This is a genomic window from Desulforamulus aquiferis (assembly GCF_030577015.1).
GTDB lineage: Bacteria > Bacillota > Desulfotomaculia > Desulfotomaculales > Desulfotomaculaceae > Desulfotomaculum > Desulfotomaculum aquiferis.
The window spans coordinates 1-299 of the sequence record NZ_JARPTC010000075.1 but is presented as its reverse complement, the minus strand read 5'-3'; the positions used below and the strand labels follow the sequence as shown (position 1 = coordinate 299).

Annotated in this window: 1 rRNA gene; it reads left to right on the top strand. The window is 52.5% G+C overall.

The features are described 5' to 3' along the window. Nucleotides 1-299, top strand: a 16S ribosomal RNA gene (locus tag P6N53_RS18585); the annotation flags it as partial.

The following is a 299-nucleotide window of genomic DNA, read 5'->3' as shown; positions in this document are numbered from 1 at the left end:
CCGCCTGGGGAGTACGGTCGCAAGACTGAAACTCAAAGGAATTGACGGGGGCCCGCACAAGCGGTGGAGTATGTGGTTTAATTCGACGCAACGCGAAGAACCTTACCAGGGCTTGACATCCTCTGAAAAGCATAGAGATATGCTCCTTACCCTTCGGGGTAACAGAGAGACAGGTGGTGCATGGTTGTCGTCAGCTCGTGTCGTGAGATGTTGGGTTAAGTCCCGCAACGAGCGCAACCCCTAAGATTAGTTGCCAGCACGTAAAGGTGGGAACTCTAATGTGACTGCCGTTGACAAAA